23 protein-coding genes are annotated in these 26417 nt (G+C 62.9%); 13 read left to right on the top strand and 10 right to left on the bottom strand.

All coding sequences use genetic code 11. The features are described from left to right. Position 1: 1 nt before the first annotated feature. The gene (locus tag DKG75_RS06195; protein WP_109920235.1) at positions 2-373 is read right to left on the bottom strand and encodes a type II toxin-antitoxin system RelE/ParE family toxin; all 372 of its coding nucleotides are present in this window, start codon (positions 371-373) and stop codon (positions 2-4) included. Between the two features lie 2 nt (positions 374-375). Further along, a complete protein-coding gene (locus DKG75_RS06190) occupies positions 376-669 on the bottom strand; it encodes a type II toxin-antitoxin system ParD family antitoxin (protein WP_109920234.1) in 294 nt (97 codons plus the stop codon). Between the two features lie 899 nt (positions 670-1568). Between DKG75_RS06190 and DKG75_RS06185 the strand changes: the two genes are divergently transcribed. The 12 genes from DKG75_RS06185 (at position 1569) to DKG75_RS06130 (ending at position 13233) form a co-directional block, all read left to right on the top strand. Next, positions 1569-3557 carry a conjugal transfer protein TraG gene (locus DKG75_RS06185; RefSeq protein WP_109920233.1) on the top strand — a complete coding sequence of 663 codons (1989 nt, stop codon included), beginning with the start codon at positions 1569-1571 and terminating at the stop codon, positions 3555-3557. Positions 3558-3566: 9 nt separating this feature from the next. Beyond that, positions 3567-3986, top strand: coding sequence for a CopG family transcriptional regulator (locus tag DKG75_RS06180; RefSeq protein ID WP_109920232.1), 420 nt, complete (start codon positions 3567-3569; stop codon positions 3984-3986). 112 nt (positions 3987-4098) lie between these two features. After that, a complete protein-coding gene (gene trbB / locus DKG75_RS06175) occupies positions 4099-5079 on the top strand; it encodes a P-type conjugative transfer ATPase TrbB (RefSeq protein ID WP_208112062.1) in 981 nt (326 codons plus the stop codon). Beyond that, on the top strand, positions 5076-5396 hold the full coding sequence (locus DKG75_RS06170) for a TrbC/VirB2 family type IV secretion system protein (protein WP_109920230.1): 321 nt from the start codon (positions 5076-5078) through the stop codon (positions 5394-5396). Before trbB ends, DKG75_RS06170 begins: the two co-directional genes overlap by 4 nt. Then, entirely contained in the window at positions 5396-5653 is a 258-nt protein-coding gene (locus DKG75_RS06165; protein WP_109920229.1) for a VirB3 family type IV secretion system protein, read from the top strand. Before DKG75_RS06170 ends, DKG75_RS06165 begins: the two co-directional genes overlap by 1 nt. A gap of 4 nt (positions 5654-5657) precedes the next feature. Continuing rightward, entirely contained in the window at positions 5658-8099 is a 2442-nt protein-coding gene (gene trbE, locus DKG75_RS06160) for a conjugal transfer protein TrbE (RefSeq protein WP_109920228.1), read from the top strand. After that, positions 8096-8824, top strand: coding sequence for a P-type conjugative transfer protein TrbJ (gene trbJ, locus DKG75_RS06155; protein ID WP_109920227.1), 729 nt, complete (start codon positions 8096-8098; stop codon positions 8822-8824). The genes trbE and trbJ overlap by 4 nt, the downstream gene beginning before the upstream one ends. Positions 8825-8839: 15 nt before the next feature. Beyond that, entirely contained in the window at positions 8840-10177 is a 1338-nt protein-coding gene (gene trbL, locus DKG75_RS06150; RefSeq protein ID WP_109920226.1) for a P-type conjugative transfer protein TrbL, read from the top strand. Beyond that, positions 10177-10860 carry a conjugal transfer protein TrbF gene (gene trbF / locus DKG75_RS06145; protein ID WP_109920225.1) on the top strand — a complete coding sequence of 228 codons (684 nt, stop codon included), beginning with the start codon at positions 10177-10179 and terminating at the stop codon, positions 10858-10860. Before trbL ends, trbF begins: the two co-directional genes overlap by 1 nt. Beyond that, on the top strand, positions 10857-11837 hold the full coding sequence (trbG, locus tag DKG75_RS06140; protein ID WP_109920224.1) for a P-type conjugative transfer protein TrbG: 981 nt from the start codon (positions 10857-10859) through the stop codon (positions 11835-11837). The genes trbF and trbG overlap by 4 nt, the downstream gene beginning before the upstream one ends. Beyond that, the gene (locus DKG75_RS06135; protein WP_109920223.1) at positions 11834-12952 is read left to right on the top strand and encodes a TraB/TrbI/VirB10 family type IV secretion system protein; all 1119 of its coding nucleotides are present in this window, start codon (positions 11834-11836) and stop codon (positions 12950-12952) included. Before trbG ends, DKG75_RS06135 begins: the two co-directional genes overlap by 4 nt. Then, positions 12949-13233, top strand: coding sequence for a DUF2274 domain-containing protein (locus DKG75_RS06130; RefSeq protein WP_109920222.1), 285 nt, complete (start codon positions 12949-12951; stop codon positions 13231-13233). Before DKG75_RS06135 ends, DKG75_RS06130 begins: the two co-directional genes overlap by 4 nt. Here the strand turns inward: DKG75_RS06130 and DKG75_RS06125 are convergent. The 6 genes from DKG75_RS06125 to DKG75_RS06100 form a co-directional block, all read right to left on the bottom strand. Continuing rightward, entirely contained in the window at positions 13187-14074 is an 888-nt protein-coding gene (locus DKG75_RS06125) for a LysR family transcriptional regulator (protein WP_208112063.1), read from the bottom strand. The genes DKG75_RS06130 and DKG75_RS06125 overlap by 47 nt on opposite strands. A 130-nt stretch (positions 14075-14204) precedes the next feature. Next, on the bottom strand, positions 14205-16841 hold the full coding sequence (locus DKG75_RS06120; RefSeq protein WP_133636941.1) for a helix-turn-helix transcriptional regulator: 2637 nt from the start codon (positions 16839-16841) through the stop codon (positions 14205-14207). A 110-nt stretch (positions 16842-16951) separates the two neighbouring features. After that, positions 16952-19150, bottom strand: coding sequence for a DUF1302 domain-containing protein (locus DKG75_RS06115; protein ID WP_166646477.1), 2199 nt, complete (start codon positions 19148-19150; stop codon positions 16952-16954). A 169-nt stretch (positions 19151-19319) separates the two neighbouring features. Beyond that, positions 19320-20699, bottom strand: a complete 1380-nt coding sequence (locus DKG75_RS06110; RefSeq protein WP_109920218.1) for a DUF1329 domain-containing protein — start codon at positions 20697-20699, stop codon at positions 19320-19322. Between the two features lie 234 nt (positions 20700-20933). After that, positions 20934-22352, bottom strand: coding sequence for a cytochrome P450 (locus DKG75_RS06105; RefSeq protein ID WP_109920217.1), 1419 nt, complete (start codon positions 22350-22352; stop codon positions 20934-20936). Positions 22353-22383: 31 nt separating this feature from the next. Then, entirely contained in the window at positions 22384-22704 is a 321-nt protein-coding gene (locus DKG75_RS06100; protein ID WP_109920216.1) for a 2Fe-2S iron-sulfur cluster-binding protein, read from the bottom strand. Between the two features lie 125 nt (positions 22705-22829). Here DKG75_RS06100 and DKG75_RS06095 point away from each other — a divergent pair, with 125 nt between their 5' ends. Continuing rightward, the gene (locus tag DKG75_RS06095) at positions 22830-23867 is read left to right on the top strand and encodes a helix-turn-helix domain-containing protein (protein ID WP_109920215.1); all 1038 of its coding nucleotides are present in this window, start codon (positions 22830-22832) and stop codon (positions 23865-23867) included. Between the two features lie 167 nt (positions 23868-24034). Here DKG75_RS06095 and DKG75_RS06090 read toward each other — a convergent pair whose 3' ends face one another. Continuing rightward, complete coding sequence (locus DKG75_RS06090; protein WP_109920214.1) at positions 24035-25678, bottom strand: 3-(methylthio)propionyl-CoA ligase; 1644 nt, start codon at positions 25676-25678, stop codon at positions 24035-24037. Positions 25679-26030: 352 nt separating this feature from the next. After that, positions 26031-26351, bottom strand: a complete 321-nt coding sequence (locus tag DKG75_RS06085) for a 2Fe-2S iron-sulfur cluster-binding protein (protein WP_109920213.1) — start codon at positions 26349-26351, stop codon at positions 26031-26033. Positions 26352-26417: the final 66 nt, after the last annotated feature.

Below are 26417 nucleotides of genomic sequence, written 5' to 3'. Positions count from 1 at the left end.
CCTATTCGTCGCCGTAGAGCGACGGCAGATGGCGATCGAGTTCCATCGCGTCGTGCAGCACGCGGCCGACACCGATCACGCCGGCGGGTGAGACGCGGTACAGCAGGAAATGCCGGGGACGGCGAACGACGCCCTTCTCGCCAGGCACCCGGTCGCGGCTGTGGCGCAGGTGATAGCTACGGACATGCAGGCCGAGTTCGGCGCGGTCGATGCTGCCCATCCGCTCGGGATCCTCGGCGAGATCGCGCAGGGCGGTCACGATCAGACGCTCATAGCGCAGGCGGGCCTGTTCCCCGAAATGCTCGGTCGTCCAGGCGAGCAGGTCGACGATGTCCTCCCGGGCCGTCGCCGAGAGGCGGAGTTCGGCAGCCACAGTTATCGGCCTACCTTGCGCACCCTCGCCTCGGCCTCCCGGCCCAGGTTACCGACGAACTCGTCCAGGGTATCGCTCGTCAGGCTGACAAACCGCCCTTCCTCCAGATCGCCGAACCCGACCCGTGCGGACTCCCGCAAGGCGTCGAGCTTCGCTGCATCGAGCGCTTCCCGCTGCTCGATCAGGCGCAGGCCCTCGCGCAGCACCTCGCTGGCATTCTGATAGCGGCCGGATTTCACCAGCCGGTCGATGACGGCCTCATGATGTTCGGTCAGCACGACGTTGCGCGTGGGCATGGCGGCATCTTACAGCATTAGTTTGAGGCTACACGATAGCATAATTGGCATACTATGCCAACGCATTCCTTTTTCCGCTGCATTCCTTTTTCCGCCTGACTCGCTCACAAATGATGCAACCTATATCCGCGACACTTCACTGAAGGATTCATCAGCAATTTGAGGTGTTTCGCGATCATGAAATTCACGAATCACCTCTGATATCACTACTCAATATATCAATTCAACGCTAGTATTCAGCGCAATCAATATGAGGCAAGGAGCACAAAATGCCGTCAGATTTAGAACAGATCAAAACGACTTATTTTCGCCTCAAATTAGCGATCTCTCATATATCTAAGAAATTCCCCAAACGATGGCGCACCAATAACGACATACCGACCGTGTTTCTGCTGCTCTTTCTGGCTATCTCCGGCCTGGAATCCTGGTTCTATGCCGTCCCTGTCTGGAAGGTAGGGCCAGAGGTAGTGCAAAAAGCCAACCTTCTGCCCCTTAGCGAGCTACTTTGCGGACCTGCCACGCCCGTTCTAGTCATGTTAGCTTTTCTTTCCATCACCTCCTTAATGTGGAAAATCGCGTTCTTCTGGGCCATGCGGATCCTTACAGACAGAACGGTTGCACGGACCCAAAGATCATAATTCCCAACATCGCCGACGGTATGGGAGATGATATTTTCTCCAGCATCAATAAATAACATAGATATGAAGTAATATCATATCGCGCCGAAAATTTTTACGGCGCGATTTCTTTACTCGTCAGCCAATGCAACCCGCAAAGAAGCCAAATTATACGCGCTTCCTCGCCAATTCCCTCCACGTACCGATCAATAAAGAGTTTCTATTGAGCGCCCTTCTGTTGCGCCTCACTTTGTAATTCCGCCCACTATCTTAAGTGGCAGCATGTCGGCAACAAAGATCCTCTGGGGCCAGATCCTGGCCGTCTTCCTGATCGTGCTGCTGTCGATCTGGGGTGCCACGCAGTGGGCGGCCTGGCAGCTGGGCTACCAGGACCAGTTGGGCACTCCCTGGTTCCATATCGCCGGCATGCCGATTTACTACCCGCCGGCCCTGTTCTGGTGGTGGTACTTCTTCGACGCTTATGCCCCTGGCATCTTCGAGACCGGCGGCCTGATCGCCGCCTCGGGTGGTCTTCTTGCGATCGCGATCGCCATCGGCATGTCGGTCTGGCGGGCCCGGGAAGCGAAGAATGTCGCGACCTACGGCTCCGCCCGCTGGGCAATGCCGGAGGAGATCGCGGCGGCTGGCCTCACGGGCGCGGATGGTGTGATGCTCGGCCGCCTCGGCAAGGACTACCTCCGCCACGACGGTCCGGAGCATGTGCTCTGCTTCGCCCCGACCCGCTCGGGCAAGGGCGTCGGCCTCGTGGTGCCGACCCTGCTGACCTGGCCGGGCTCCGCCATCGTCCATGACATCAAGGGCGAGAACTGGACCCTGACGGCGGGCTTCCGCGCCCGGCACGGCAGGGTGCTGCTGTTCGACCCGACCAATGCGGCGTCGGCCGCCTACAACCCGCTGCTCGAGGTCCGGCGCGGAGAATGGGAAGTGCGGGACGTCCAGAACGTCGCCGACGTATTGGTCGACCCCGAGGGTTCGCTCGAGCGGCGGAACCATTGGGAGAAGACCAGCCATTCCCTGCTGGTCGGTGCCATCCTTCACGTCCTCTACGCCGAGAAGGACAAAACCCTCGTCGGCGTCGCCGCCTTCCTGTCCGACCCGCGGCGCCCGATCGAGGCGACGCTGGCCGCCATGATGGCCACCCGGCACCTGGGCGAAGCCGGGCCGCACCCGGTGGTGGCCTCGGCCGCCCGGGAGTTGCTCAACAAGTCCGAGAACGAACGTTCCGGCGTGCTCTCCACCGCCATGTCGTTCCTCGGGCTCTACCGCGATCCCGTGGTCGCCACGGTGACCCGGCAATGCGACTGGCGGATCGCCGATCTCGTCACGGGCGATTCCCCGACCACCCTCTACCTCGTGGTGCCGCCGTCCGACATCAGCCGCACCAAGCCCCTGATCCGGCTGATCCTGAATCAGATCGGCCGGCGCCTGACCGAGGACCTGCAGGAGAAGGCGAAGCGCCACCGGGTGCTGTTCATGCTCGACGAATTCCCGGCGCTGGGCCGGCTCGACTTCTTCGAGAGTGCGCTGGCCTTCATGGCCGGCTATGGCTTGAAGAGCTTCCTGATCGCCCAGTCCCTGAACCAGATCGAGAAGGCCTACGGCCCCAACAATGCGATCCTGGACAACTGCCATGTCAGGGTCAGCTTCGCCACCAATGACGAGCGGACTGCGAAGCGCGTCTCCGATGCCCTGGGTACCGCGACCGAACTGCGGGCTATGAAGAACTATGCCGGCCACCGGCTGAGCCCCTGGCTCGGCCATCTGATGATCTCCCGGGCCGAGACGGCCCGGCCCCTGCTTACCCCCGGTGAGATCATGCAGCTGCCGCCCGATGACGAGATCGTCATGGTCGCCGGCATCCCGCCGATCCGGGCGCGCAAGACCCGCTACTTCGAGGACAGGCGCTTTCGGGAACGGATATTGCCGCCGCCGGCAACCGGCGCCAGCAATACACCGAGCCCGGACGACTGGACCGGCTTGCCGCTTCCCTCCCGCCCGTCACCTCGCGGGCAGGAAGAGGAAGCCCCGCTCTTCACCGACGACGAAGCGGTCAGCGGCGGCCAGCGCCGCCAGCCGGAGCTGGAAGACCCTGAGCCCATCGCCAACCCGAGGCCGGACCTCAACGAGTTCGATCCCGACCCGCCGGACGACCCGGACGAGGACGCCGTCCGCCTGCGCAGCGCGCGCCGTGCCATGAGGCAGGTCGCCCGCCAGGCGGCGATGGACCCCGGCGACGGCATCGAACTCTGAGGGGCACCCATGAAGAAAGAAAGGCTCTCGGTCTATCTCGATACCGACGTCATGCGCCTGCTCGCCGACTATGCGGCGAGACGCCAGCAATCCCTCTCCATGATCGCGGAAGCTGCGATCGCTTCCTTCCTGTCGCCCGACGGCGCCGAACGGCAGGAGGCGGCCCTGGCCCGCCGCCTCGATCACCTGGGCAGGCAATTGCAGCGCGTGGAACGCGACCAGACCATCATGGTCGAGACCATCGCCCTCTTCGTCCGCCACTGGCTCATCGCCACGCCGCCCCTGCCGGAGCCGACGCAGGCTGCCGCCCGCGCCAAGGGCGGCGAGCGCTATGACGCCTTCGTCGCGGCACTCGGCCGGCGCCTCGCCAAGGGCCCGGCCCTCCGCCAGGAAATCCCCGACGATGTCGAGGGTAAGGACGCGGGCTGATCCCGTAGCCTGTCTTTTCACGCCAGGCTACGACGCCCGGATTCCCCTTGTTGAAGTGGAGCGGAGTCCGCCCCCTCTAATCATCCCCGTCGCGTCACGCGAGGGGGATCGGATGTCTCAGCTACCGGACAAGCCAGCACTCGACCGCAGCACCCGCATGCTGCGGACCGCACTTGGCCCCGCCATCGCCGGCTTCCTCGACGATCCCGGCATCGCCGAGGTGATGCTGAACCCGGACGGTTCCCTCTGGATCGACCGCCTCGCCGGCGGCATGGCGGCGACCGGCGAGAGCCTGTCCCCTGCCGAGGGCGAGCGGATCATCCGCCTGGTCGCCCATCACGTCGGCGTCGAGACCCATGCCGGCGCGCCCCGGCTCTCCGCCGAACTGCCGCTGACCGGCGAGCGCTTGGAGGGCCTGCTGCCGCCCGTGGTCTCCGGCCCCGCCTTCTCGATCCGCAAGCCTGCGATCGCCGTCTTCACCCTCGCCGATTATGTCGCCGCCGGCATCATGACCGAGCCCCAGGCGGAGACGCTCCGCCGAGCCGTCAGGGGCCGCCTCAACATCCTGGTCGCCGGCGGCACCTCGACGGGCAAGACCACGCTGACCAACGCCCTGCTGGCGGAAGTCGCCGGCAGCGGCGACCGCATCGTGCTGATCGAGGATACGCGGGAACTTCAGTGCGCCGCGCCGAACCTCGTCGCTCTGCGCACCAAGGACGGCGTCGCCTCTCTCTCCGACCTCGTCCGCTCGGCGCTCCGGCTGCGCCCCGACCGCATCCCGATCGGCGAGGTCCGGGGACCCGAGGCCCTCGACCTGCTGAAGGCCTGGGGCACCGGCCATCCCGGCGGCATCGGCACCATCCATGCCGGCAATGCCCTCGGCGCTCTCCGCCGTCTCGAGCAGCTGATCCAGGAAGCGGTGGTCACCGTGCCCCGGGCGCTGATCGCCGAGACCATCGACGTCATCGCCGTGCTCGCCGGCCGGGGCAGCAACCGCCGCCTGGCCGAACTCGCCCGCGTCACCGGCCTCGGCCCGGACGGCGACTACCGCTTGAAGCCTGCCACCGACGACATTCCAGGAGAGCACTCATGAACACTTCCCTTGTCCGCCGCCTTGGCCCTGCGGCCGCGGGCTTCATGGCCCTTGTCCTCTCCGGGACGGCCCGGGCCGCCGGTTCCTCCATGCCGTGGGAAGCGCCGCTTCAGAGCATCCTGCTCTCCATCGAAGGCCCCGTCGCCAAGATCATCGCCGTGATGATCATCATCGTCACCGGCCTGGCGCTCGCCTTCGGCGATACTTCCGGCGGGGCACGGCGGATGATCCAGATCGTCTTCGGCCTCAGCATCGCCTTCGCGGCCTCGAGCTTCTTCCTGTCGTTCTTCTCCTTCGGCGGCGGGGCGCTGGTCTGATGGACCTGCCCGGCTTCACCGCCCCGGTGCATCGCGCCCTGACCGAGCCGATCCTGCTCGGCGGCGCACCCCGTTCGATTGCCATCCTGAACGGCACGCTGGCTGCGGCCCTGGGGCTGGGCCTCCGGCTCTGGCTAGTCGGGCTCGTCTTCTTCGCGCTGGGCCATCTCGCCGCCGCCTGGGCGGCCAGGCGCGATCCCCTCTTCGTCGATGCCATGCGCCGCCACCTGCGCATCCCGTCGCACCTGGACGTCTGAGACCATGATGCATCTCGCCGAGTATCGCCGCCGCGCCGACCGCCTGGCCGACTTCCTGCCCTGGGCCGCCCTGGTGGCGCCCGGCGTGGTGCTCGACAAGGACGGTTCCCTGCAACGGACCGCCCGCTTCCGCGGCCCGGACCTCGAATCCTCCGAGCCCGCGGAACTGGCGGCCGCCGCCAACCGGCTGAACGGCGCCTTCCGCCGCCTCGGCTCCGGCTGGGCCGTCTTCGTCGAGGCGCAGCGCGTGCCTATTGAAGCCTATCCCGACAGCCGCTTCCCCGACCCGGCCTCGGCCCTGGTCGAGGCCGAGCGCAAGGCCATGTTCGAGGAAGAGGGCGCGCACTTCGAATCCCACTACTTCCTGACCCTGCTCTATCTGCCGCCGGCCGAGAGCGCCGCCCGGGCCGAGCGTCTGCTCTATGTCACGCCAGAGGGCGGCGAGGTCCGTCATGGCCGCGAGGTCTTGAACGGGTTCATCGACCGGACCGAGCGCCTGCTGCAACTGGTCGAGGGCATCATGCCGGCCTGCGCCTGGCTCGATGACGCCGAGACCCTGACCTATCTCCATTCGACCGTCTCGACCGCGCGCCACCGGGTGGCCGTGCCCGAGGTGCCCGTCTATCTCGATGCGATCCTCGCCGACCGGCCGCTGGCCGGCGGCCTCGCCCCGCGCCTGGGCGATGCCCATCTCCGCACCCTCACCGTGTTCGGCTTCCCGGGGCAGACCACGCCCGGCATCCTCGACGACCTGAACCGCCTCGCCCTGCCTTACCGCTGGTCGACAAGGGCGATCATGCTCGACAAGCCCTATGCCGCGAAGCTGCTCGGCCGCATCCGCCGCCAGTGGTTCGCCAAGAGGAAGAGCATCGCCGCCATCCTGAAGGAGGTGATGACCAACGAAGCCTCCGCCCTGCAGGATTCCGATGCCGCCAACAAGGCGGCCGATGCCGATCTCGCCTTGCAGGAGCTGGGGGCCGATGTCGTCGGCGCCGCCTATGTCACCGCCACGGTCACGGTCTGGGACGAGGATCCCCGCCTCGCCGACGAGAAGCTCCGCCTCGTCGCCAAGGCGATCGAGGCCCGCGACTTCACCTGCATGGTGGAGACGGTCAATGCGGTCGAGGCCTGGCTCGGCTCCCTGCCCGGCCATGCTTACGCCAACGTGCGGCAACCGCCGCTCTCCACAATCAATCTCGCCCACATGATGCCGCTCTCCGCGGTGTGGGCGGGGCCGGAACGGGACGAGCATCTGGCAGCGCCCCCTCTGCTCTTCGGCAAGACCGAAGGCTCGACCCCGTTCCGGTTTTCTCTGCATGTCGGGGATGTCGGCCACGCCCTGGTGGTCGGGCCGACCGGCGCCGGCAAGTCGGTGCTGCTCGCCCTGATGGCCCTGCAGTTCCGCCGCTACCAGGATGCCCGGATCTTCGCTTTCGACTTCGGCGGCTCGATCCGGGCCGCGGTGCTCGCCATGGGCGGCGACTGGCATGACCTCGGCGGCCGCATCGCCGGCGAGGCCACCGTCGCCTTCCAGCCCCTGGCAAAAATCGACGACACCGCCGGCCGCGCCTGGGCTGCCGACTGGCTGGCGGGCATCCTGCGCCGCGAGGGCGTGCCGGCCACGCCGGAGGTCAAGGAACACCTGTGGTCGGCCCTGACCTCGCTGGCTTCGGCACCCGTCGCGGAGCGCACCCTGACCGGTGTTTCGGTGCTGCTCCAATCCGCCAGGCTGAAGCAGGCCCTGCGCCCCTATTGCCTGGGCGGCGCCTTCGGCCGGCTGCTCGATGCCGACAGCGAGGACCTTGGCGATGCCGATGTCCAGGCCTTCGAGATCGAGGGCCTGATCGGCACGGCCGCGGCGCCCGCCGTGCTCGCCTATCTGTTCCACCGGATCGAGGCCCGCCTCGACAGTGCGCCGGCGCTGATCGTGATCGACGAAGCCTGGCTCGCCATCGACGACGAGGATTTCGCCGGGCAGATCCGGGAATGGCTGAAGACCCTGCGCAAGAAGAACGCCAGCGTCATCTTCGCCACGCAGAGCCTTGCCGATATCGACGGCGCCGCGATTGCGCCGGCCATTATCGAGAGCTGCCAGACCCGCCTGCTGCTGCCCAACGCCCGCGCGGTCGAGCCGCAGATCGCCGCGATCTACCGCCGCTTCGGCCTCAACGACCGGCAGATCGAGATCCTCGCCCGGGCTATCCCGAAGCGCGACTACTACTGCCAATCCCGCCAAGGCAACCGCCTGTTCGAACTCGGCCTCGGCGAGGTGGCGCTGGCCTTCACCGCCGCCTCGTCCAAAGCCGATCACGCCGCGATCGACGAGGTGTTGGCCACGAGCCGCGAAGCCTTCGCCGAAGCCTGGCTGCGCCGGCGCGGCCTCGACTGGGCCGCGGACCTGATCCCCTCTCTAGACAATCTCAACTCCGATGAGGTGGCGCCATGACGCGCAAATCCCTGATTGCCGCGAGCCTCGCGGCCGCCCTCATGCTGGCGCCGCCGGCGCGGGCCGCCTGGATCGTCTTCGATCCCTCGAACTATGCCGAGAACGTGATCCAGGCCGCGCGGGCGCTCGAGCAGATCAACAACCAGATCGTCTCGCTGCAGAACGAGGCGCAGATGCTGATCAACGAGGCCCGCAATCTTATGAGCCTGCCCTATACCGCGCTGCGGGAACTTCAGTATTCGGTCCAGCGCACCCAGTCCCTGCTGATGCAGGCCCGGAACATCGCCTATGACGTTCAGCAGATCGACCAGGCTTTCGCCACCACCTATGGCACCGCCTCGATCTCGGCGACGGACCGGCAATTGATCGACGGCGCCAGGGCGCGCTGGTCCAATACCGTGGCCGGGCTTCAGGATGCCATGCGGGTGCAGGCCGGAGTCGTCGGCAATATCGACACCAACCGGCTCGAGACGGCGGCCCTCTTGGGCGCCAGCCAGGATGCCGCCGGGGCCTTGCAGGCCACCCAGGCCGGCAACCAGCTGCTCGCCCTCCAGGCCCAGCAACTCGCCGACCTGACCGCCGTGGTAGCCGCCAACGGCAGGGCCGATGCCATCGCCGAGGCCGAGCGGGCCGCCGCCGCCGAGCAGGGACGGGAGCAGCGCCGCCGCTTCCTCACCCCCGGCACCGGCTATGTGCCGGGCAGCGCCCGCATGTTCCACGATTGACGGCGGGACCGCGTCATGGAGGGCACCGGCGTCATCGACCGCTTCCTGGAAGTCTTCACCCGTTACATCGATTCAGGCTTCGGCCTGCTCCACGGCGAGGTCGCCTGGCTCGCTACAACGCTGATCGCCATCGACATGACGCTGGCCGCCCTGTTCTGGGCCTGGGGTGCCGACGAGGACATTCTCGCCCGCTTGGTGAAGAAGACCCTCTTCGTCGGCGTCTTCGCCTATCTGATCGGCAACTGGAACACGCTCGCCCGCGTGGTCTTCGAGAGCTTCGCGGGGCTGGGCCTGACGGCCAGCGGCTCGGCCCTTGCCATCGAAGACCTGCTGCGGCCCGGCCGCGTCGCCCAGACCGGCCTTGATGCCGGCCAGCCCCTGCTCCAGGCCCTGTCCGACCTGATGGGCTACTGGTCCTTCTTCGAGAACTTCATCCAGATCGCCTGCCTGCTGCTCGCCTGGGTCCTGGTGCTGCTCGCCTTCTTCGTCCTCTCGGTGCAGCTCTTCGTTACCCTGATCGAGTTCAAGCTCACCACCCTCGCCGGCTTCGTGCTGATCCCCTTCGGCCTGTTCGGCAAGTCCGCCTTCATCGCCGAGCGGGTGCTCGGCAATGTCGTCTCCTCCGGCATCAAGGTGCTGGTCCTCGCCGTGATCGTCGGCATCGCCTCCAGCCTGTTCGGCGAGTTCACCGCCGGCTTCGGCGGCGAGCAGCCAACCATCGACGAAGCCATGGCGATCGTCCTCGCCTCGCTGGCCATGCTCGGCCTCGGCATCTTCGGGCCCGGCATCGCCAATGGCCTCGTCTCCGGCGGGCCGCAGCTCGGCGCCGGCTCGGCCGTCGGCACCGCCCTGGCCGCCGGTGGGACCCTCGCCGCCGGAGCGGCGGCCGCCCGCATAACGGCCGGGGCCGCTGCCGGTGCAGCCACCGCCAGCGCCAGGGCCGGTGCCGGCATGACCGGCGGCGCCTCCACCGCCTACGCCCTCGGGGCCGCCGGCGAGAGTGGTGCGGCCCGTGTTGCTCATGGCCTTGCCGGCGTCGCAAGGGCCGGAGCGGCTGCCGCCTCCCGGCCCTTCAAGACTGTCGCCGCCAGGTCGTCCGCCGCGATGGGTGAGGCTGCCCGGGAAGGAGCGCGCAGCGCCTTCGCGGCGACGGGCGGCAGTTCCACCGCTGGAACGGTCGCCGGCGACGCCACCCCCGTGCCTGAAGGCCCTTCTGCTGCCCCCGCCTGGGCGCGGCGCATGCAGCGCGCCCAAAGCCTGCATCAGGGCGCCACTACCGCTGCCCATGCCATCCGTGCCACCGACGGCCATGGCGGCGACACCTCCATCTCCCTCACCGAAGGTGACCGCTGATGTTCAAGCGCGCATCCGTCCGCTACGGCAGGACGCCGGAACCCGATACCCCCTACCAGCGCGCCGCCCAGGTCTGGGACGAGCGGATCGGTTCCGCCCGCGCCCAGGCCCGCAACTGGCGCCTGATCGCCTTCGGTTGCCTGATCCTGGCCGGCGGCTTCGCCGCCGCCCTGGTCTGGCAGTCGGCGCGGGGCACCATCGTGCCCTGGGTGGTCGAGGTCGACCGGCTGGGGGAAGCCCGTAGCATCGCCCCAGCGACGCCGGACTACCAGCCGGCCGATGCCCAGATCGCCTTCCACCTGGCCCGCTTCATCGAGCAGGTCCGTAGCGTGCCCGCCGACCCCATCGTGCTCCGCCAGAACTGGCTGCGCGCTTACGACTTCACCACAGACCGCGGGGCGCTGGCCCTCAACGACTTCGCCAGGGTTGCCGATCCCTTCGCCAGGGTCGGCAAGCAGCAGGTCTCCGTCGAGGTCTCCAGCGTGATCCGCGCCTCGCCCGACAGCTTCCGCATCGCCTGGAGCGAGAAGCGCTACGAGAGCGGCCAGCTCGCCGCCACCGAGCGCTGGAGCGCCATCCTCACGATCGCCATCCGCCCGCCTGCCGATGCCGACCATCTGCGCAAGAACCCGCTCGGCATCTTCGTCAATGCCATCGACTGGTCGAAGGAGCTCACGCCATGATCCGCCCGATCGTCCTGCTTGCTCTCTTGGGCACCTTCGCCCTCGGGGCCTGCGCCGGCCAGGCACCGCCCGCCATCCGCTACGACGATGCCGCACCGGCGGTGCGAGCCGCCGACCCGCCGGCGCCGGTGACTGTCGTCGACGTGCCCCGTCCGCTGCCCCTGCCGGGGCAGTTGCGGCCCCTCCCCAGCGAGCGCCCGCGGCCGGAACCGGCTGCCCCGGCGGTGCGGGTGGAACAGGCCAATGCGGCCGCGCGCATCCAGCCGGTACGGGACGGCTTCGTCAACGCAGTGCAGGTCTATCCCTTCACCGACGGTGCCCTCTACCAGGTCTATGCCGCCCCCGGCCGGATCTCGGACATCGCCTTGCAGCCGGGCGAGCAACTGGCCGGCACCGGGCCGATCGCCGCCGGCGATACCGTGCGCTGGATCATCGGTGATACCGAGAGCGGTATGGCAGAGAGCAAGCGGATCCATATCCTGGTCAAGCCGATCCGCGCCGACATCGCCACCAACCTGGTGATCAATACCGACCGGCGGACTTATCACGTCGAGCTACAGGCGACGCCCTCGACCTATATGGCTTCCGTCTCCTGGTCCTATCCACAGGACGAGTTGCTGGCCCTCCGCCGCCGGAACGATGCGGCCGATGCCGTCCGGCCGGTCGCCGAGGGCATCGACATCGCCGCCCTGAACTTCCGCTATGCGATCGAGGGCGATACGCCGCCTTGGCGGCCGCTCCGCGCCTTCGACGACGGCCGGCAGGTCTATATCGAGTTCCCCGCCGGTATCGGCCAGGGCGAGATGCCGCCACTCTTCGTCGTCGGTGCCGACGGCGGTGCCGAACTGGTGAACTACCGGGTGCGCGGCCGCCACATGATCGTCGACCGCCTGTTCGCCGCCGCCGAGCTCCGCCTCGGTGCCGAGCCCCAGCAGAAGGTGCGGATCGTCCGCACCGACAGCAGGCCCGCGTCATGACCGGCGCCACGCCACCGGAAGACGCCATGCGGCTCCGCGGCGACCGGCGGCCGGTGAAGCGGCTGTCGCGCCGGGTCGTGGTCCTGCTCGGCCTCGTCGCCGGCGGCACCCTGGGTGCCGCGCTGATCTACGCGCTCGGCAGCCGGCAGGGCACCAACGCCCCGGCCGAGCTCTTCAGCACCGACGTGCGCACCACGGCCGACGGCCTCGCGGCGCTGCCGCACGACTATGGCGCCGTGCCGCAGCTGGGGCCGCCGCTGCCGGGGGATTTCGGGAGAGCGGTTCTCGGGCAACAGGGACGGCCCGATGTCCCGCCAGCCGTCGATCCCGGCGAGCAGCAGCGCCGGCAGGATGCCGCCGCGGCCGATGCCAGCAAGCTGTTCGTCGGCGTGACGGCGCGGCTATCGCCGCCGGCGCCGGCTGGCTCGGCATCCGGGACGGCGGCGGCGCTCGCGAGCAGAGACGCCGCGACGGATCGGCACCAGGCACTCCTCGAAGCCCCTGTCGATCGCCGGACCACCGCCCCCGACAGGGTGTCGCCGCCCGCCTCAAGTGCCGTCCTGCAGGCGGGCAGCGTCATCGCCGCGGCGCTGCTGACCGGCATCCGCTCCGACCTGCCCGGGCAGGTCACAGCCCAGGTGACCGAGGCCGTCTATGACAGCCCGACGGGACAGCGCCTGCTGATCCCCCAGGGCTCGCGCCTGATCGGCCAGTACCAGGGTGGTGCCGACGCCGGCCAGCGCCGGGTGCTGCTGGTTTGGACCCGGCTGATCCGGCCGGACGGTTCTTCGATCGTGCTCGAGCGCCTGCCGGGATCGGACGTTGCCGGTTACGCCGGGCTGGAGGACCAGGTCGACGATCACTGGGAGAACGTGGCCAAAGCTGCCACTCTCTCGACGCTACTCTCGATCGGCTCGGAACTGGCATCGGACAGCGGTAACGCCCTGCTCTCCGCCCTGCGGAACGGCTCTCAGGACACGGCCGACGACGCAGGCCAGCGGATCGTCAGCCGCGAACTCTCGGTGCCGCCCACCGTCACCATCCGGCCCGGCTTCCCGGTCCGGGTCGTCGTCACCCGCGACCTCGTCATCCCCCCCTATGGAGAGACCCCATGACCAAGCTCAAGCTCGGCCCGATCGAGGACGACCGGCCCGTCAAAGCGACGGTGGAACTGCCGGCATCGCTTCACCGCGACCTCGTCGCCTACGCCGAGGCGCTTGGCCGCCACACGGGGCAGCCGGTCAGCGACCCGCTCAAGCTGATCGTCCCGATGTTGCAGCGATTCATCGCGACAGACAGGGGGTTCGCGAAAGCGCGTAACGCCAGACCAGCGTCGTCCACCACGCACTTTATGTCAACCCGTGCTCCGGCGAAAGAGAACGGGCAAGATCAATGAATTTCCTCAGAGCAGGACTCTGGTTAGCGCGCCACCAGATCGCGACGAAGGTCATTGGTGAGGCGACAAGCGGACGGCATACGGTCCCCGCAATGGAGACGGTGGCCGTCTCCGCGGTCAAGGCGAATCCCCGCCCCAAAGCCACGAGCTGATAGAGGCTCAGCAGGCCGACGCGACAACGCTCGATGCTGACTTCGTGACCGGGGGCGGACAAATGGCGGACAAGGAATTCGTGCATGCGGCATCCCGGTTCGGTGTCACTGACAATAAAATGTTGGCCCTCAAGATCCTGCCATCGGATCTCTGCTTTCTCGGAGAGGAGTTCCCCCGCCGGCATCACGACGAACAACCGCTCCAGCCACAACGGCACGGTCTCGCAGCCTGGAGCGGCGGAACCGTCGCAGACAAACGCGACATCGAGTTCCTGGCGTTCGATTGCCCGGACGAGGTCGGGCTGAATGCCTTCGTTCCAGTCCAGACGGACCCCCGGCTCCCGCCCCCGATGAACCGCGGCCAGCCGAGCCAGGAAACCAGACGCCAGGGGAGAAAAGAAGCCGACTCGAAGAACGGCGAATTCACCGCGTCCCATAGACTTGGCCAGCGTCGCAGCCGCATCCAGTTGGTCCACCCCCTTGCGTGCTTGGACGACAAAGCACCGTCCAGCTTCGGTCAAGGTTACGCCGCTCGTGGTGCGCACAAACAGCGCTACACCGAGCCGAGCCTCGAGTTCCAGGATGCGTTTGCTGACGGCGGACGGCTGAACCCGCAGTTGCTGGGCGGCACGTCGGAAACTTCGACATTCAGCGGCGGCAACCACATAACGGATTTGCTTGAGATCCACGAGCGCTCCCATGACCCATGCAATATTAAGAAGAAAGGCCGCCACTCCGCGAAATGGCATAAAATTAAAAAATTCAATATCAGAAATTGATCTAATTTTCGCATCACGATCTTATTTCTTTTAATAAATTCTATTCACGACCCCTGCCCAGCAACCCAATATCGTGTGCGATTTCTACAGCGTTAATTCTATTTTTTGCATCTAATTTTCGAGTAATATTTTTTACGTGAAACTTCACTGTTTCGCTTGAAACAAGGAGAATTTTTGCAATTTCTATATTTGAAAGTCCCTTCGAAACGAAAAATATTACCTGCTTTTCCCTGGCTGAAAGTACCGAATCCCCTGTCGGCGTTGAAATTTCGTTATCAGCAATTTCACTCGATTCACACCACTCGGACACCACATCATCTTGAATTGGCTTCAAATATTTGACTTCATCCTCAAATATCTGCTGACATCCAGAACCGCTTGCCGTCATTCTCGCATTGACCATGAGGCGATGCGCGTCTTGTCGCTGGCCCAAATGCCACCGCGCCAAAGCGGCAACACACTGTGAAGTAATAGTAAGACCAAAATTACCCATTGATGTGGCTCGCGAATAAAGATTCATGGCCAATGCTGCTGCTCGGTTATATTCTTGATGAGATATCATTAGGCGAGCCTGAACCAATTGCCTCTCCTCAAGCGAGGGAGCTTTGCTTTCGCCCGCCGGCACACTAAGGTCATGGTCTTTCTCAATTCGCCAGGCGTCCCGAATACGTCCTGCGCACAAAAGGACAGTGGTGAGTTCGCCGGCAATCAGATCTGTGAGGCGGGTCATGCCAGCCGCCCGGGAAGCCTGAAGGTCCGCCCTCAGCGATTGAATGGCTCGGCGAAAATCACCCCTCGCCAGAGCAAGGCGCCCCTTAAGTCGCGCCACGGCGAAGGCCATCTCGACCGTGACGTCGTTCCGGATCTGACCGCCGGAGAATTGCCCGAGCGCATCAAGCGCGCCAGGAACCTCGCCCTGCATGTAACGCGCTTCGGCCAAGCATACATTCAGGAGCCCCCACGCTTGCTTGTCCTGCCCCCGAACAACGGAGCCACCGGCAATTACCCTCGTTACAATTTGTTCGACTTCACCCGGTTTCCCTTCAAACAGAGCCAGCCGCGCCCTTATAATCGGGAGCCACAATCCAGCCAAATGAGCATCACTTCGTTCGATTGCTTCGCCCGCAGCATCGCAGAGGCGCTTAGCATCACGAATGCGTTTGAGAGCATAGGCCGTATAGGCCCAGGCCGTCAGCACATTCGCGCGCTGATATGTCAATTCGGGATGTCTTCGGTCCCAGTCCCGAAAATAATTCCAGGCATCAACGTACTTATCGGAAGTCGTTGCCAATACCGCCCTCGCCATCGCAAAATTCGCATGCGCCTCTTCTTCACTGGTTCCGACCGCAACATCCTTCTCCGTCATACCGCTCAACAGACCGGCGGCCACATCTGGATTGTTGAAGATATTCAGCCATACCAATCCGAGTTTCAGAGAAGGGTAATGCCGCAATTGCTCTTGCGTCAAATATTGTGCCCACCGGCCAATATTCGAAAATTGTCCCAACTTGAATCCAAGATCGAAGATGAGTGGTGACAGGTACTCGCAAGCCCAACCGACGTGACCGCCTCGTATTGCATGGTCCATTGCCATGTCGACCTGATCCTGCTGCCGAAACCAGATAGCAGCCTTCAGAAGGATCCGCTCGAAAGCCCCGGGATATTCGACCTGGAGCCTTGAGAGGAGAAACTCTCGAAGAAGCGGATGAAAAGCGGCAAATTCTTCGGACCGGGCGCCGCGATGAACGAGAAACCACTGCCTTTCCAGCTCCTCTAGAAGAGAGGCCGCTTGGACCAGGCCCGTCGCCGACCGACATAACGCCGTCGACACGACTTCGAGTGGACTGGATTTCAGAAGCAGTTCGCGGTGAGCGCAAGGCAATTTTTCCAGCACTTCTTCCATGAAGTAGGCCGAAACGATTTCATTCGCCCCTGACAATGCTTCCCGCAATTTCGCGGGATCATCGAGCCTTCGCCATTCCAGACTTGCCAGCCGCAGCATGACCGGCCAGCCGCCAGTCTTCTGATAGATCGCATCAAGTTCATTTTCCGCCAATGGCGAACCACGCCATCTGTCTGCTATGCGGGCAATTTCGGAGCGGGTAAAGGCGAGATCTTGCGCGCTAAGTCGAACGAGTTCACCCGAGAGTACAGCCTTGGCACGGGGGACTCGTATGGCCGTCCTTCCGGACAGTACGAAGCGAACCGTTGCCGGACAGGATTCTATCGCCCGCGCGATATATCTGAGAACATGCGGATTAACGACGGCCTCACAACTGTCCAGGAAAAGAGTGACCCCGGTGCCACCGCCACTCACAGTTCCAAGCAGGTGATTCATCAGTGCCGACAGATCGAGATTCTGAATACTGCCTGGTAAATCAATTGACCATTCTGATTTCAATACACCAAGCAAATTTAACTTTAGAGAACTTGGATTATTGTCCTTGCGCGAAAAGCACAGGTAAAAACTTCTTTCTCCTTTCTCCGTCAAAGCTCGACGCCATTGCTGAATTAGGGTCGATTTGCCGTAGCCGGCCGGAGCCTCCAGGAGAAAGATACTCTTGTTGTGATGACGCAGAAAAATCTCGCCCAGTATACTCTCGCGCTTCAATTCGTCTGGCAAGCTCTCATCGATAGAGAATTGCCCTGCGTTCCCATCGAGGAATATGTGCGTCACTTTTTGTTCTCCCTAGAAGAAAAAAATACCCCGGGGCGCGGAGGAGAACAAGGGCGCCCCGGGGTGAGTTCGCGTACTGTCGGGGGGGGCCCCACCGCACGCGTTTGATGTCAGAAAGAATAAGCCACATTCACGCCGATAAAATCTCGGTCGATATAAGGGTTCCGTGATGCGCCGCCGGAGCCCCCGGAACCGCCGCCCCAACTTTTAAAGTAATTGATATTCATCGCCCAGTTGTCGAGATAGTTAATTTTAAGACCAAAATTCATTGATGTTACACTTTTCGTAAACCCCGGAAGGGAAGCCGGTGTATTGCCAAAGATGCCATGGGAAAACCCGATCGACGGCGTCAGTGTGACACCATCAAAAACCCCGGGATAATCCCAAAAGAACAACCCTTGAATACCCCCCGACCATTGGGTCGGCTCCTTGGCCGTCGCGTAGAACGGAACACCCAGGTCTGTGGCCGCGATGGAGGGTACGACACCGAGCAACGGTCGGGTCGAAAACCCGGTAAATCCGGTTTGACCGTAGCCGGCATATTGTACGTTGGGATCCAGATCGACATGAATCGCCCCGAGTTCCACGAGGGCGAAGAGTTGGTTCGCGCCGAGCAGGCGCGTCACGAAACTGGACCCGCCGAAGATCTTGGTGAAGCGCACCGCCGCCTGCCAGACCTCATGCTTCTCGGCGAAGTCGATGCGCCGACCGGGAATGAACTGACCGTCCGGATTGTGGAAGCCGGGATCGACGAAGGGGGCTATCCCCGGATTCGGCACGCAGATGGTTCCGATGCAGACAGGCGTCTTTGCCTTCGTTCCCTGGCTGATGGGAACGCCACCTGCAGCGTTATACACGTTGGTGACGATCGCCGATTCAGAAATCAGAATGGGCACATCATGCTTCCAACTCACCTCGGCATTGATGGCGACACCAAGCGGGTCATAGGTCGTGTTGAAGGCAAAACCGAGCATATTCAGCCCGCTCGGATAATAGGTCGTGAATCGACCGTTGTCGAGGTTCTCCAGGACCTTCGACGGGGGCGACGTCCCGAACGGCGGCTGGATCAAGGCTCCCGTCAGCGGGTTCGTCAGCGCCCCGACAAGATCCGTCACCGGCCCGCCAAGCAAGCCAGAAAGGGCCGATGTCAACACATTCAACTGGTCGACGCCGAGTTGATCCAGCAAGCCCTGAACCAGGGGCACAGGCAGAGCGGCGGCATTGATCTGCCCTGTTCCATCCGCGAATTTGTCCGGCGATTGCCAGTAAGCAGAAGGCAGTCTGGAAGTATAGCGCGCAAAATAGAATTGAAATTCAGTATTATTCAAGTCTGGTGAGAAATATTTGAGCGCCACCCCCCAATCATGGACGTCAGGATCGTCCTCCACATACATCGGGAAATTTGCTGCCGTGATGATCTTGTTCGGATTGTCGTAGTCGGTTGTCCTCATCCCGGTACCGGCGGTATACGATCTGGGATCAAATGGATCTTCCGTCGTAGTGACGTATTTTACCCCGTCACAGAAATTATCCGTCGTCGAAAAGAAACTGCCGCAAGCGTCGAGCTTGAAGGGTTTGAAATCCAACTGATAGAAGGCCTCCATCGAAAGATTATTTGCGAGATCCAGTCCCACGGAAATCATGGGAACGGGAATAAGCGCATCCTTCAGTTCGGCGCCTGGAACACGGATTTTCTTTACGTCAAGAGGATTGACGATGGAAATGCCGTTGATAGTGAACAGCGCTTCACCCCAGTTCAGGATTTGGCTGCCAACCTTGACGGTGAGATTCCGCCCCCCGAGGTCGAAATTACCACCGACGTAATAGTCGAGAAGCTCTGCGTCCCAATCCGCCCTGTTGTCAGCCCCCTCCGGGTAGCGACCGCTGGTATAGGGGCGAAGTTCCGGCTTGAAGTCCGCAAGATCGTTATTGGCCGCGACAGAATCGTAGAACGCGGCCCCCCTGAAGAAAGCGAAGTAATTTCGCCACTTCAGTTTCAACTCGCTCGAAATGGTGCTGACCTGACTGATCAGGTCATATTTGTCGTAATTTAAATTCCCGTCATCAATATCCGAAACATTGCTCAAGCCACCATAATAATAGCCGTAATTCCGAGGATCTCTGTCGGCCATCCGCATCTGCGCACCGACCGAAAGGACCGTTTGAACGGAGCCTGTGACCTCGTCACCGATCTCAAAATCATAGGCTGCTGCTGCCGTTGTCAAAGCCAGAACACCCACTGCGGCCATTGCGGCAACCGACCATGGAACCCTTGTGCCCATCACTCTCGTGTTCCAGACCTCGAGCATTTCCCTCTCCTTCCCCGTTCTATTATTAATTTTCATACCACATGTTTCATGTGATAGCCCTTTGGCAACCGACCGCGAGCCCCCCGTCCCCCACTACGCACAGACACCACCATCATGCCGGGAAGCATCGAGACGAACAGAGGCTTCCCGGCTGGGTTTTACATCGATATCAGTTCTGTCCGAGACGACGCATCGCATCGGGCGTGAATTGCCCGGCGTCGAGATCCTGAACATTCCAGTTCAGCATCTTTTCTTCGTTCTTCAGACTGAAGGCGATATAGCGCCCGGACTGGAGATCGTAATTCACTTCGATGGCCGATGAGCAGAGCGGAATATCGTAGTAGTTGACGATCGGGCCTTCCTGGAACCGCCACAGAGACCCCCGGGCATCGTAAAGGTCGGAGGCCACAAGATTCCAACTGTCTTCGTCGAAATACATCGTCCTGCGGGCATATACATGCCTGACCCCCTCCTTGACTTTCGCCTCCACCACCCATACGCGATGCAGTTCGTAACGACTGTAATCCGGATTCACAAAATTCGCGGGCAGGATATCCTTATAGCTATGTTTATCGGACATCAATTCATAGGCATTGTAGCCGATATACATTTCCCGCTGCGGCTTCAGTTCCCATGTGAAGCGATCGGTCGCGCCATTGAACATGTCGAACTGATCGGTCGTCGCCAGGCCATCGCTATTGAAGAGCGGGTTGTCGTAAGACAACTCGGGTGCGCGCAATACGCGCCTCGTGCCAGGATTATATTGCCAGGCTTGGCGCGGCAATTCTTTCGCGTTGATCGTGTCATGGACCAGGATGACCGAACCGGCGAGACGGGCCGGAGAAGTCGTAATGTTCAAATAGGAAATGGCGATATTCTTGAGTTGACTGACGTCAGTGACATCGCCGATCGCATTGATGCCGGGGCCGGAGTAATGAAGGATCGCTTCGTCCTGCGTCTTGATGGAAGTGAAGCTTCCGTCTCGGTTGACCGCGGCGGTGTTGAAATAGCGCCGAATCTTGAAACCGCGATAGCGAAGGCGATGGTTCCAGACGACCTCGACACCAGATTTGGGAATAGGAAACGGATTGCCGACAATCGCGCCGTTGAGACCGTTTTCATCTTCGGTCATGGTCGCGGAAACCGCATTGAGCCTGCCTGCCTCGTAGACCCGCTCGGGCAGCGAACAGGATCGCCGAGTCTGGTAGACGTTGAGCTTATACCCAGGATAGGCCTTCAGCATGGCGAACTGGCCGTCGGGAATCTTGCCCTTATACTGGTCGGCATTGGCACCGGTAATGGCGAATTTGAGAGGGTCCGCCGAATACGGACTGATATGGTGCATGCCGGGCGTATAGCCGGCCGGCGGTGTCGTAATCCCACCCGTCCATGCCGGAATTGAGCCATCGGCGTTGCCCGCCTTGATCGCACCGACCGGCGTGAGATCCTTGCCGAGACGGTCCGCCTCCGACTGGCTTACCTTCGCAAAGGCCGACCCGGAAAGTGCAACCATCGCGCCGAAAGCGACGGCCAGAGTCTTGACGTTCATTATTCCTCCCGCTCACCATTTTGCATCTTACTGGCGATTTTTTTCAGCCTAGCACATCGACTGACACCCCCCCCCTACCCGGTCGGGGAGGGGTGCTCATCCCGCTCCGGCGGTTCGGCCAGAGAACAAAGGTTGCCAAACAATTCCTGGAGCGCCAACCGCCGATCAACAGGCTCCGAATAGCCAAGGGCAGGCAAGTTTCGGGACCAGAAATCGAGGGTGGGGCGTCGGCCGTTACTTCCTTTCCGCCAGCCTCACCATCAGCGTGTCGTAACCCCGGATAAAGTTCGACTGCACCATGGTCGGCTCGCCCAGGGTTTCGATCCGCTCGAAGCGGGTCAGCAATTCCTCCCACAGGATGCGCAACTGCAGTTCCGCCAAGCGGTTGCCCATGCAGCGGTGGACGCCGAAACCGAAGGACATATGGTTGCGGGCGTTGGCCCGGTCGATAATGAAATCGTCGGGGCGCTCGAACACGCTTTCATCGCGGTTGCCGGAGGCATACCACATAACCACCTTGTCGCCCTTCCGGATGAACTGGCCGTTCAGCATGGTGTCCTTCTTGGCGACGCGCCGCATATAGGCGAGCGGGGTCTGCCAGCGGATGATTTCCGACACCATGTTGGGGATGAGGCCGGGGTCCGCCTTCAGTTTCTCGAACTGGTCCGGGAAGCGGTTCATGGCCAGCACGCCGGCCGACATCGAATTGCGTGTGGTGTCATTGCCTCCGACGATCAGCAGGGCAAGGTTGCCGATAAATTCCATCGGCCGCTTGATCAGGTCCCTGGTGCTCTCGTGGCATTGCATCTGGGTAATCAGGTCGAAGCCGGGTGCTTCCCCGGCGGCCGACCGCGCCGCCTTGTCGTGCCAGAGCGCCTTGAAATGGCGGGCCATGTCGATGGCGCCATTCATCAGTTCGTCGAGATCGAGCGGTCCGCCCGTGGTCTCGGCGCTGCCCGCCAACAGATCCGACCAATAGACCAGCTTTCGTCGCTGTTCGTAGGGAAAATCGAGAAGGGTCGCCAGCATTCGCGAGGTCAGCTCGATCGAGACATGGTCCACCCAGTTGAAAGCCTTGCCGACCGGCAGATTGTCCAGCACGTCCTGCACGCGCTGGCGGATCAGGCCCTCCATCTCCTTCAAGTTCTTGGGGGCCACTACCCCCTGCACGGCCTGGCGCTGGTGATCATGCCTTGGCGGGTCCATGGCGATGAACATCTCAAGGTTCATGCCCTTCGGCGGTTCCCCCAGGACGATGAAGGGTTCGGCCGAGAACAGGTCGTGGCTCTTGTCGACATGGAGAATGTCCTCATAGCGCGTCACCGACCAAAAGGGGCCGAAGGCGCTGTTCGGCTGGTAATGGACCGGCGCCTCCTCGCGCAGGCGCTTGAAGTAGGATTGCCAGCGGCCCTGGCGGAACAGGAAGGGGCTGCTCAGGTCTATCTGCTCCAAGGGCAGGTCGGCGACATCGGGCAAGGGGCGCTCGGCGAAGGTGGGCGGCCGGGCATCGGCGAAAGCCATGCGCCTCAGTTTCTCATAGAGATGTACGCTGCGGAATTGCAAGCTCATGGGGATGACGGACTGCGCCGTGGTGATCGCCCTGTCGAGAACCGTCGCCTGAGCAGTGGCGATCACTTTGTCGAGAATGGTCATGGCTTGGCCTGTCGTAGGGGGAAGTCCGGGATCACATCTGGAATTCGGGCAGGCGAACGGTCATGCCGTCCATCGCCGCCGACAGTTTAATCTGGCAGGCAAGGCGCGAGGCCGGCTGGCGTTCCGGCGACATGCTCAGCATCCGTGCCTCCTCGTCGCCCTGCGGGCCGAGGGCCGGGAGCCATTGGTCGTCCACGATCACATGACAGGTGCCGCAGGCACAGGCGCCGCTGCAATCGCCACCGATGCCGGGTACCCAATGGGCCGTCGCCACCTGCATGAGGGACTGGCCTTCGATCAGCCTAGCTTCATGCACCGTGCCGTCATGCTCGACGAAAATGATCTTGCCCATGCCCTGACTCCCCATTGTTCAACCAATGTTGGCTGTAGATATTGCTTTCATTGCCGCTCATCTTGTGCGCAGCCTGATCGCTCGGCTATGTTGATCTGGGTCAGTTTTTTGTGAGAACAGATCAAATGCGTTTCCTCATCCAGCGCCGGGAGCCGGGCCTGCCGATGCATGTCCTCTTGCAGCTGCTTGAGTCCGGAGTTCTGGGCGAGGGGGAACAGGCGCGGTTCCGAGCCATCCTAGCGCGGGAGGGGATCGAACTCCCGGCGATCGAGGTCCCCGGGGCGCAGGCGCCCATGCGCTGGTTCCGGGAAGCCTGCCCCGACCTCGATGCCGACAAGGCATCCTGCATCGGCTATTTCGCCGGCAAGAAAGTGCGCCTCACCTCGAGCAGTCTGCTGAGCCTGCCCCTGGTCAGCGCCAGCTCGGTCAGTGAAGCGCTGCATCTGCTGAAATTCCTGCCGCTGATCTCGAATGTCATCAGCGCGACTTTCCTCGAGCGTGAGGAAGCCGTGCTGATCATGCTGACCATCGATTCCGGCGATCCGGTTCTCGACCGCCTGCCCCTGTTCTATTGCGCTGCCGCCTTCATCCGCCTGCTGAGGATTCTGTCAAGCGAGGCGCTGGAACTGACGTTTCACATCGCCTGGCCCATGCCTGAGGGGTTGGCGGATCATCCCGACAGTCTTGCCGTCGGACTGCGCTTCGATGCGCCCATGCATTACATTGCGGTGCCGCGCGAGACGCTGGAAACGGTCTGCCGCTTCGCCGACCCAATTGCCTACAACAGCGCAGTGGCCAGCCTGACGGCCCTGCAGTCGAGCAAAAGCATGCCCGACGAGATCGCCGCCCGGGTGCGCTGGCGGCTGGAGGCACGGCCGGGCCTGATCCGCATCGACGAGGTGGCGAAAGCCATGAATCTCTCGGTCAGCACACTGAAGCGGCGGCTGGCGGATGCGGGCACCACGTTCAGCGCTCTTCTCGACGAGACGTCGAGGGACCGGGCGAAACTCATGCTTGCCGACGCGACGATAACACTGGACGCCATCGCGCTGACCCTTGGCTACAGCGATCTGGCCAATTTCTCGCACGCATTCAAGCGCTGGACAGGAACATCGCCGGGCGTGTTCCGGCGCCTGGCCGTCAGCGAGGGGGGAAAGACATGACTCGCTGAAGGGCCGATCGCGCAACATCACAGGACCGTCGCCGAGACCGAACACCGGCGAGCGGTCGCTTCTTGCAGTTCATCAGCATCGCTGCTGCTTCCAACAGCCCGGGGCGGCTCCCCCTTCGGTCACTGATGCCCCCACTTCCGTTCCCAAGAGGCAATGCCTCACCCCGCTGTCGCGGTCACCGGGAGCTTATAGTCCTTGAATTGCTCGCGCAGCCGGGTCTTCAGCAGCTTGCCGGTCGCGGTGTGGGGCAGTTCGTCGACGAAGACGACATCGTCCGGCATCCACCATTTGGCGATTTTGCCGACCAGAAAGGCAAGCAGTTCACCCTTGGCGACATCTTTGCCGGGCTTGCGCACGACGATCAGCAACGGGCGCTCGTCCCACTTCGGATGGAAGACGCCGATCACCGCCGCCTCGGCGATCGCGGGATGGCCGACCGCGGCGTTTTCGAGGTCGATCGAGGAGATCCATTCGCCGCCCGACTTGATCACGTCCTTGGCCCGATCGGTGATCTGCATGAAGCCCTCGGGATCGATGGTGGCGACGTCGCCGGTATCGAAGTAGCCGTCCCCGTCGAGGATATTACCGCCGTCCCCCTTGAGGTAGGCGCCGGCGATCCAGGGGCCGCGCACCTTCAGGTGGCCGAAGGCCTTGCCGTCGCGCGGTAGCTCGTTGCCGTCGTCGTCGGTAATTTTCATCTCGACACAGAAGACGGCGCGGCCCTGCTTGCACTGGATGTCCAGGCGCTTGTCGAGCGGCAGCTTCTCCATTCCCGCCTTCAGCGCACCGAGCGTGCCGAGCGGGCTCATCTCGGTCATGCCCCAGGCGTGGCAGACGGTGACGCCATATTTGGTCTCGAAGGTCTCGATCATCGAGCGTGGCGCGGCAGAACCACCAATGACGACGCGCTTCAATGTGGAGAGCCTGCGGTTCTCGTCCTTCTCGAGGTGCTGGAGCAGCATGAGCCAGACGGTCGGCACCGCCGCCGTCATGGTGACGCCTTCGGTCTCCAGCAGCTCATAGATGCTGGCACCGTCCATTGCAGCGCCCGGCAGGACGATCTTGGCGCCGGCCATGGGCGCGCCATAGGGGATCGACCAGGCGTTGGCATGGAACATGGGCACGACCGGCAGCACCACGTCGGCCGAGCGCATACCCAGCGCATCGGCATTGTTGGCGACCATCGAATGCAGCGCGGTCGAACGGTGCGAATAGAGCACACCTTTGGGATTGCCCGTGGTGCCCGAGGTGTAGCAGAGCGAGGACGCGGTGTTCTCGTCGAACTCCGGCCATTCGAAGTCGGCCGAGGCGGCCTCGACCAGATCCTCGTAGCAGAGGGCGTTGGGGATCGTGGTCGTGGGCATATGCGCCCGGTCGGTCATGATTACGAAATGCCGGATCGAGGGCAGCTTGTCGGCCAGCTTCTCGATCAGCGGCACGAAGGTGAGGTCGACGAACAGGGCCTTGTCGCCGGCGTGATTGACGATATAGGCGATCTGCTCGGGAAACAGGCGCGGGTTGATCGTGTGGCAGACCATCCCCGAGCCAGAGACGCCATACCAGAGTTCCAGGTGGCGGTAGGTGTTCCAGGCGAGCGTGCCCACCGTATCGCCCAAGCCGAGCCCGAAGCTCTTCAGCACGTTGGCGACCTGGCGCGATCGGCGCTCGCAATCGGCATAAGTGTAGCGGTGGATCTGCCCCTCGACCGTCCGCGTCACAATTTGCCGTTCTCCATGATTCCTGGCGGCGAATGTCAGAAATGAAGAAATGAGAAGCTGTCGATCCTGCATAAGCCCGCGCATATGATTCCCCTCAGGTGATTATTGGCTGGTTTCTTGCCCCGACAATATATGGAAAGACGAATGTTCGGAGGCGAGCCAGGACGGATGTTGACGTTGATTCAAAAAAGAGCCCCAGGATGCCATCGCAACACGAAGGCATCCCGGGGCAAGTGGCGTACCGGCTGTGGAGGATAAGGGCCGCCGGATACGCAAATCCTTAATTCCCGAAAATCTCTCCAGGTAGCCGCCACCCGGGCGGCGCCATCAAGAGAACGCACGCTCCCATCGGCGCCTCAGCAATGCTTGCCGTGATAGCCGCGCAGGGGACCTGCCGCACCGGCGTCACTTCCACCGCATTTTCTCCGTCTCCCTGTTAGTGCTGGGCAACGGGGACCCGCACAGTCAGGCCGTTCAGGCTTTCATTGATCGTGACTTGGCACGCCAGCCTCGAGTTGTCTTCGACCGCATTGGCAAACTGAAGTAGAGACTTTTCCGCTTCCTGCTGCGGCGGCAGACGATCAATCCAGACCGGCTCCACATACACATGGCATGTCGCACAAGCGCAACTGCCGCCGCAGTCGGCATCGATCCCGGGCACCGAATTGTGAACGGCTGCCTGCATCAGTGTTTGCCCTTCGGCGACCTGCACCTTCGTGGCGTGGCCATCGGGCGAAATGAAAGTGACATCGAACATGATTTATCTCCTCGCTATCAGGCCAACTTCTGGCGCTCCAACCCGGCGATGACTCGCCGAAGGTAA

Source organism: Zavarzinia compransoris (assembly GCF_003173055.1).
Taxonomy (GTDB): Bacteria; Pseudomonadota; Alphaproteobacteria; order Zavarziniales; family Zavarziniaceae; genus Zavarzinia; species Zavarzinia compransoris.
Note: the sequence above shows the minus strand (reverse complement) of the source record. Positions and strands in the feature narration are given on the sequence as shown.

Bases quoted from the DNA above. Each gene is read 5' to 3' on its own strand.
- DKG75_RS06130 (WP_109920222.1), top strand. From the start codon at position 12,949: ATGACCAAGCTCAAGCTCGGCCCGATCGAGGACGACCGGCCCGTCAAA.
- trbL (WP_109920226.1), top strand. From the start codon at position 8,840: ATGGAGGGCACCGGCGTCATCGACCGCTTCCTGGAAGTCTTCACCCGT.
- DKG75_RS06105 (WP_109920217.1), bottom strand. From the start codon at position 22,352: ATGACCATTCTCGACAAAGTGATCGCCACTGCTCAGGCGACGGTTCTC.
- DKG75_RS06190 (WP_109920234.1), bottom strand. From the start codon at position 669: ATGCCCACGCGCAACGTCGTGCTGACCGAACATCATGAGGCCGTCATC.
- DKG75_RS06135 (WP_109920223.1), top strand. From the start codon at position 11,834: ATGACCGGCGCCACGCCACCGGAAGACGCCATGCGGCTCCGCGGCGAC.
- trbE (WP_109920228.1), top strand. From the start codon at position 5,658: ATGATGCATCTCGCCGAGTATCGCCGCCGCGCCGACCGCCTGGCCGAC.
- DKG75_RS06110 (WP_109920218.1), bottom strand. From the start codon at position 20,699: ATGAACGTCAAGACTCTGGCCGTCGCTTTCGGCGCGATGGTTGCACTT.
- DKG75_RS06185 (WP_109920233.1), top strand. From the start codon at position 1,569: ATGTCGGCAACAAAGATCCTCTGGGGCCAGATCCTGGCCGTCTTCCTG.
- trbF (WP_109920225.1), top strand. From the start codon at position 10,177: ATGTTCAAGCGCGCATCCGTCCGCTACGGCAGGACGCCGGAACCCGAT.
- DKG75_RS06180 (WP_109920232.1), top strand. From the start codon at position 3,567: ATGAAGAAAGAAAGGCTCTCGGTCTATCTCGATACCGACGTCATGCGC.
- DKG75_RS06095 (WP_109920215.1), top strand. From the start codon at position 22,830: ATGCGTTTCCTCATCCAGCGCCGGGAGCCGGGCCTGCCGATGCATGTC.
- DKG75_RS06085 (WP_109920213.1), bottom strand. From the start codon at position 26,351: ATGTTCGATGTCACTTTCATTTCGCCCGATGGCCACGCCACGAAGGTG.
- DKG75_RS06090 (WP_109920214.1), bottom strand. From the start codon at position 25,678: ATGCGCGGGCTTATGCAGGATCGACAGCTTCTCATTTCTTCATTTCTG.
- DKG75_RS06165 (WP_109920229.1), top strand. From the start codon at position 5,396: ATGGACCTGCCCGGCTTCACCGCCCCGGTGCATCGCGCCCTGACCGAG.
- trbB (WP_208112062.1), top strand. From the start codon at position 4,099: ATGTCTCAGCTACCGGACAAGCCAGCACTCGACCGCAGCACCCGCATG.
- DKG75_RS06100 (WP_109920216.1), bottom strand. From the start codon at position 22,704: ATGGGCAAGATCATTTTCGTCGAGCATGACGGCACGGTGCATGAAGCT.
- trbJ (WP_109920227.1), top strand. From the start codon at position 8,096: ATGACGCGCAAATCCCTGATTGCCGCGAGCCTCGCGGCCGCCCTCATG.
- trbG (WP_109920224.1), top strand. From the start codon at position 10,857: ATGATCCGCCCGATCGTCCTGCTTGCTCTCTTGGGCACCTTCGCCCTC.
- DKG75_RS06115 (WP_166646477.1), bottom strand. From the start codon at position 19,150: ATGCTCGAGGTCTGGAACACGAGAGTGATGGGCACAAGGGTTCCATGG.
- DKG75_RS06170 (WP_109920230.1), top strand. From the start codon at position 5,076: ATGAACACTTCCCTTGTCCGCCGCCTTGGCCCTGCGGCCGCGGGCTTC.